The sequence below is a fragment of the Rhizobium ecuadorense genome, from assembly GCF_001187535.1.
GTDB classification, from domain to species: domain Bacteria; phylum Pseudomonadota; class Alphaproteobacteria; order Rhizobiales; family Rhizobiaceae; genus Rhizobium; species Rhizobium ecuadorense.
In genome coordinates this window covers 1-5,883 of record NZ_LFIO01001090.1, presented here as the reverse complement: position 1 = coordinate 5,883, position 5,883 = coordinate 1, and the positions used below count along the sequence as shown (strand labels likewise).

Here is a 5,883-nt window from a genome sequence, read left to right as displayed (position 1 = left end):
GCACGCGCAGTTTCTTACCCGTTGCGAGTTGGTCGTGAACGAAGTCCATCGCCCACGTTCCGATCACCGCCGCTTCAAGTTCACAGCCGACAATGTTGCCATGCTGCTTAACCGTGACGTTCACAACCGTTTTCAATCCTCGAGCCGACAGGGCCTACACGGATCACGACCTTGGCGCCCGCCATAATCGAGCGTAAGGGCCATCAGTTCTCACTAGGTCAGCGTGCTTTCCCTCCTCAATGACCCGCCCCTTGTCCAGGACCACAATATTGTCCGCCCCACGAACGGTGCTCAACCGATGAGTGATGACTATGATGGTCTTCCCAGCGCGAGACAGATCCTCAACAACCCGCAGCACAAATTCTTCGGCTGCCGAGTCCAGAGAGGAGGTCGCTTCGTCAAGGATTAGAACGTCGGGATCCCGGTACAGGGCCCGAGCCAATGCGAGGCGCTGCTTCTCACCTCCGGAGAGGCGAACCCCGTTCTCGCCCAGATGGGCCTGGAACCGCCCGGGCCAGCGCTCGATGCACTCCCGCAGTCCTATTCGATCACAGATGCGTACGATCTTATCGAACTCCGGTTCGAACTCGCCCAGGGCGATGTTCTCGATCACGGAACCGGAGAAGACGTCTATCGATTGCGGTACTGCAGCCATGACCTTGTGCAGTGATGCGCTCGAGAAATCCTGGAGGGCATATTGGCCGATCCGAATGCATCCATCCTCAAGCTGGTAGACATTCTGCAGCAGAGCCGCAAGGGTGCTTTTGCCCGAGCCGCTCTCACCCACGACGGCCGTCAACTCTCCTTGGCGAAAGGAGACGCTTAGATCGCTGAAAACCTCCGCCTGCGCGCCATAGCGGAATGTGACGTTCTCCAGGCGAATATCTCCGAGATCGGTCTTCGTAGCATCGATGCCGCTGCTGCTTGCCGACTCCAGTTCAAAGATCTCGAAAAGTCTATCCGCCGCGATAAACGCGTCTTGAACGATCCGGTTGGTCTGGATCAGGCGGGCGACCGGCCGGGTGATATAGCCAAGCAACGTATAGCAGGACAGCAATTCGCCGGGCGTGACGGCCTGTTCGAGCGCAAGCGTGGTTCCAAACCACATCAGCACGATGGTGAACAGGACCGACAGCAACGTCGAGGCGTTGTCGCCGCAGATTGAGATCAGCCCGGAGCTGTAGACGGAATGCAGCATCTTTACGAAGCGGGTCTCCATTTTGAAGTTTGCGAAGCTCTCGACGCCGGAAGTCTTAATGGTGGAGACAGCTCCGAGTGATTCTACCAGTTGCGCCTCGAGTTTGGCGTCATTTTCCATGATGACTCGTTGGAGATTTCGATTCATCCGATTGATGGCCCAATATACCAGGATGTACATTGGAATGGCGAGCGCCACGATCAAAGCAATATTCCAGGAATAGATGAACATCATTCCGAACGAGAACAGTATCATTAAAATGTCAACAAACATGTTTATCGAAACGTCGTTCAGGAAGCTCCTGATTTTCACAGCGTCGTTCATGCGCGACACGATTTCTCCCATGCGCATGCTATCGAAGAACTTCTGGGGCAGGGCCAGGATGTGATTGTAATAGCCGAGGATCAAGCATACGTCGATCTTCTGCCCCGTCTGCAGGACGAGTCGGCCTCTTAGGAGGTTGATCAGGATCTGTATCGCTAGGATCAGCAGCATTGCGATGCTCATCAAGTTGAGCAGGTTGCGGTTTCCCGCTGGGATCACGTGATCAACGATCTTCTGAACGTAGATCGCCGTCGAGAGACTGAGGACGGTCGTCACAAGAGCGCCGACGAGAGCCTGCGCCATCACCGTGCGGTGTGGCGCGAGTAGGCGGGCGAATCGGGCGAGGGGCGACGTGGTCTCGTCTCGACGATTGAATGTGTCTGCCGGAACCAGCAAAACCAGAACGCCGGTCCATTGCTCCATGAATTCCTGATGCGGCACTTTGCAGATTTCGCCCAAGGCAGGGTCCATGACGATGACCCACTTGGCGTCGATCGCATGGACCACTACGAAATGGTGCAGGTCCTCCTTGACGACGTGCGCGATAGCGGGCTTGGGGATCTTGTACAGGCTGTCGAAGCCACCTTTGACGCCTTTCGCGATGAAGCCCAGCTTCTGCGCCGCTTCCGTGAGCCCCAGCACACTCGTACCGGAGCGGTCGGTCGACGCATACTGGCGGATGCGCGCCAATGGCAACTTGTAGCCATAGAAGGCTGCGACAGATGCGAGGCTGGCGGCGCCGCAATCCGTGATGTCACGCTGTTTGAACTTAATGGCCTTACTCGACATGGAGGCTCGCTGGCTGTTGGGACAATATTAGCGCCCCGCCAGCATCGGGTTGAGCCAATCGTCTGCCTCGTCGTAGAGCAGTTGCAGGAGAGTGCGATTGGCCAACAGAAAGCGAGCCCGCACGGTCATGCCTTTCTTCAGGTGGCCGATGGCCCCGCTTTTCAGCGCGAGTTCGCTGCGAGAGAGCGCGCACTGGACCTTGAAGACCGGGTTCCCGTCATGCAGAGTGAAGTCCTGCGCCACCTCGACCACCCTTGCTTTGATGACACCCCATTGGTTGTAGTTAAAGGCATCCACTTGGAGCCGCACCGGCTGACCAGGCTGCACAAAGCCAATGTCGTTGGGGGAGACGTAGATTTCCGCCACCAGATCGTCGTTCGGCGAGATCCAACCAACGGTTTGCCCGCTCTGCACGTAGCTTCCGTGCGCGAGGCCGGAGAACTGCTCGAGAGCACCCGATACTGGGGCGCGGATGCGGTGCAGGTCCCGTTCGTGCTCGAGCTGATGCAAGGTGGCCGTGAGTTCCTTTAAGCGCAGGTTAGCATCAAGGAGCTTCTGGTTCCAATCAGCGGTTTTGCGTCGCACGAGGATCTCGCCTTGGACCTCGATATTTTGGAGAGCGAAAGCCTTCTCGTCAACGGTCTTCGCCGGCGCCGCAGCAGCCGAGACAAGTCGCTTTGCGCGGTCGAGTTCCGCCGCGGCGTTACTGCGCGCATTTTGGTTCTCGCGCAGCAAGTTGAGAAAATGCACCCTTTCAGCCGTCGCGGATTCGGTTTGGAGGGGGGGCGAGACGCTGAGCCTTGCGCCGGAAGAAATCAGCGTTTGGAAGTCATGGGCAAGATCGCTCTTGGCATGAATGTCGGCTAAAACCCCGCTGAGCTTTTCCTCGATTACATGATCGTCAAAGGCGATTATTTCCTTCCCCTTAGCAACGACATCGTTCTCAAAGGCAAGGACACGGGAGATGCGTCCGGAGACGGGCGCTATCAGGGGCGTCTTCTCCACGATCGGGCGAATAGTACCGACACTCTGCATGGAGACCGGTATGGTAACGAGTGGCAGTGAGCCAAATGCCGCGGCGACGAAGAGCAAGATCGCCCTATAAATGCTCAAGGATCGTCCTGATCGTCGCGCCAGTATGCTTTCTGCGGTGCAGCTGGCCGTTTCAGCAGAAAGGGGAACTGCTAGTCTGTAGTCACTAGGAGCCATCGAGAGCCAGCTCGCTTATCAACCAAACAAGTGTCCGTAACGTCGCAAAAACAAGTAAACCCAAAAATACCAACCTCCGGAGGTTTCAGCTGCTTCTTGAGGGGTTAATTCGGTTACACGATAGGCTGCCATGTTGTTCATCATTGGTGTCTCCGTTCAGAGCTGGATTGAGAAGATGCCAAGGCCCCCGTTGGGAGCTCCTAGCGGCGCGCAACAAAAAGGTTCAAGATTCGTGCCAATGCAGAAGGAGCGAAAAGCATCAGAAAACTGTTCTGTATGTTATTCAATGGCTGCCCTAGAGCGCCGAGACGTGCCAAACCGCACATCACGCTGTCGCAAGCACGACAAACCGAGTAGGGTTCTGAATGAACGTCCTGAACAGGATCGACAGCTCCAAAGTTCGGTGGCGACGGTACAGTTGAGACTCGGCGCTCAGTAAGCGCGCCCCCATCCGCGTAGCCCCCATCGAGTTTGCCGTCGATTTTTGTTGCTGCTGATTCACTCTGAAACCTGGTGAATTGTTAGTGGCCCTCCGCACGATAGTGGGCGCGGATGCGCCGCTTGGTGCCGCGGGCCTTGTCCCTATTGGCAGATGCTATGGCCGGATGTGTCAAGTAAAAGATCCACCGGATGCGAAAAGAAACACGAGACCTATTGGGCAATGCTTGGGCGGGTCCCGACGCTATGGCGATCTCAGACCTGCACTTGTTCCGGCCCAGGCTGTGGCCGACAGCGATCGTCTCGCGGGGCCGTTGCGACAGGAGGATAGCTGGCAAATCTCAAGCTCACCTCGACATCCGGTTACGCGAGCTTGGCCGCGCCAGCTCGGGCTGTTACGATTCCGGGCGGCTCGATTGCGAAGGCGACGTCCAGACGTGGATGCTGCGACTGGCTTCTGCGAAGCATTCAGTCATCTGCGTACAGGAGCGCCCTGCGATGAACGTCATCCTCGCAGAAGAGACTAGCTTTGGCCTGCGCATGATGGCCGATGCCACAGACACCCACACCTTGTGGGTGTTAATCCGTGTTCGACAGTGGCATGTCGAGAGCGAAGCCTACGACCGGGCGCTAGCCAGGGTGGTCGAGGCGCAGGCGGGGTTACCGATCCATGGGCACTCCGGCTTCGAGCGACGGCCTATTATTTGCCGCCACAGCGCAAGGCGACGCCCTGGTAAACGTGAAATACGGCAGGATGCTAGGCCTTCAGGCCTACAGCCAGGTCTCGGATCGATACGGGTCGATCCGTCTGTCGTCCTCGTCGATCAGACGCTTGAGCCATTCCAGCGCCGCGATGGCGGACCCGATGTGCTGCATTATTCCGGAATTCGAGCAGGCTCAGCAGCCTCGGCAACATGCGTGGATAATGAAATGCCGTAGGAGGAACGTGGCACCGCCTGGGCTCGCTGCTTAGGAACCGCCAGTCTTGTATTTGCGGACCAGAGCCGAAAGTATCGCCTGTTCGGCAATTTCGGCACCGCTCCGTCGAGGGCCTTGATCGCGGACCCGGCGATGCGAGCCAAAAGGCGCTCCTCGCTGGCCCCTTTTCAATTTCTTGGCGATCGAGGCGACGACCCTACGTTCCCATTCGCCACCATCTTGTGCACTTTGATCTGAACCCTTCAAACTGGACCAGTTTTGGTTAGAGTTTTCCGGTGCATTTTCCTGGCTGGGAAAGGGACCAGAAGACGATGAAAGCGTCGCAGTTTTCGGACGCTCAGAAGGCGTTCATTCTGAAGCAAGGTGATGAAGGCGTGTCGGTTGCTGAAATCTGCAGGAAGGCGGGGATCAGCCAGGCGACTTATTTCAACTGGAAGAAAAAATACGCGGGCATGCTGCCACCGGAGATGAAGAGGCTGAAACAGCTCGAGGACGAGAATTCGCGCCTGAAGAAGATCGTCGCGGATCTGACGCTGGACCGCGAGATGTTGCAGGATGTCATCCGCCGAAAGCTCTAAGGCCTGCTCGGAAGCGGGAGATGGTGAAAGGCATGTGCTGCGATTGGGCGATCTCGATCCGACGTGCTTGTGGAGCGTTGAACTTCGATCGATCAACTCACCACTATACCTCTCGCCGTGCTGATCAGGCCGGTCTGGAACGTCGTATTCGCGAGATCTGCGAGATCCGTGTGCGGTACGGCTATCGCCGCGTGCATGTGCTGTTGGAACGCGAGGGTTGGGGCACCAACATCAAGCGAACCTACCGCATTTACAGGGACTTGGGGCTACAGTTGCGGAACAAGACACCGAAGCGGGGGGTAAAAGCCAAGCTTCGCGAGGATCGGCACATGGCCGTCGGACCCAACGACGTCTGGGCGATGGACTTCGTTCACGACCAACTCGCAACGGGTAAGAAACTGCGCGTGC

The 5,883-nt window shown here is 57.2% G+C and carries 4 protein-coding genes and 1 pseudogene; 2 read left to right on the top strand and 3 right to left on the bottom strand.

Features of this window, described 5'->3' with window-relative positions; translation table 11 throughout:
• Positions 1–163 precede the first annotated feature (163 nt).
• The 3 genes from AF337_RS22105 to AF337_RS46080 all read right to left on the bottom strand — a co-directional run bounded on the left by AF337_RS22105 (position 164) and on the right by AF337_RS46080 (position 3,664).
• A complete protein-coding gene (locus tag AF337_RS22105) occupies positions 164–2,311 on the bottom strand; it encodes a peptidase domain-containing ABC transporter (protein ID WP_004676279.1) in 2,148 nt (715 codons plus the stop codon).
• A gap of 27 nt (positions 2,312–2,338) precedes the next feature.
• Positions 2,339–3,424: an HlyD family secretion protein gene (locus AF337_RS22100; protein WP_008533948.1), complete on the bottom strand. Its 1,086-nt coding sequence runs from the start codon at positions 3,422–3,424 to the stop codon at positions 2,339–2,341.
• Between the two features lie 114 nt (positions 3,425–3,538).
• The gene (locus tag AF337_RS46080; protein ID WP_004676277.1) at positions 3,539–3,664 is read right to left on the bottom strand and encodes a hypothetical protein; all 126 of its coding nucleotides are present in this window, start codon (positions 3,662–3,664) and stop codon (positions 3,539–3,541) included.
• A gap of 792 nt (positions 3,665–4,456) precedes the next feature.
• Here AF337_RS46080 and AF337_RS46540 point away from each other — a divergent pair.
• Positions 4,457–4,897, top strand: coding sequence for a Tn3 family transposase (locus AF337_RS46540; protein ID WP_004676276.1), 441 nt, complete (start codon positions 4,457–4,459; stop codon positions 4,895–4,897).
• 311 nt (positions 4,898–5,208) lie between these two features.
• A pseudogene (locus AF337_RS40710) lies at positions 5,209–5,883 on the top strand (IS3-like element ISRel21 family transposase); the annotation flags it as partial.

Coding starts and splice junctions, on each gene's coding strand:
- AF337_RS22105 (WP_004676279.1), bottom strand. CDS start 2,311: ATGTCGAGTAAGGCCATTAAGTTCAAACAGCGTGACATCACGGATTGC.
- AF337_RS46080 (WP_004676277.1), bottom strand. CDS start 3,664: ATGATGAACAACATGGCAGCCTATCGTGTAACCGAATTAACCCCTCAA.
- AF337_RS46540 (WP_004676276.1), top strand. CDS start 4,457: ATGAACGTCATCCTCGCAGAAGAGACTAGCTTTGGCCTGCGCATGATG.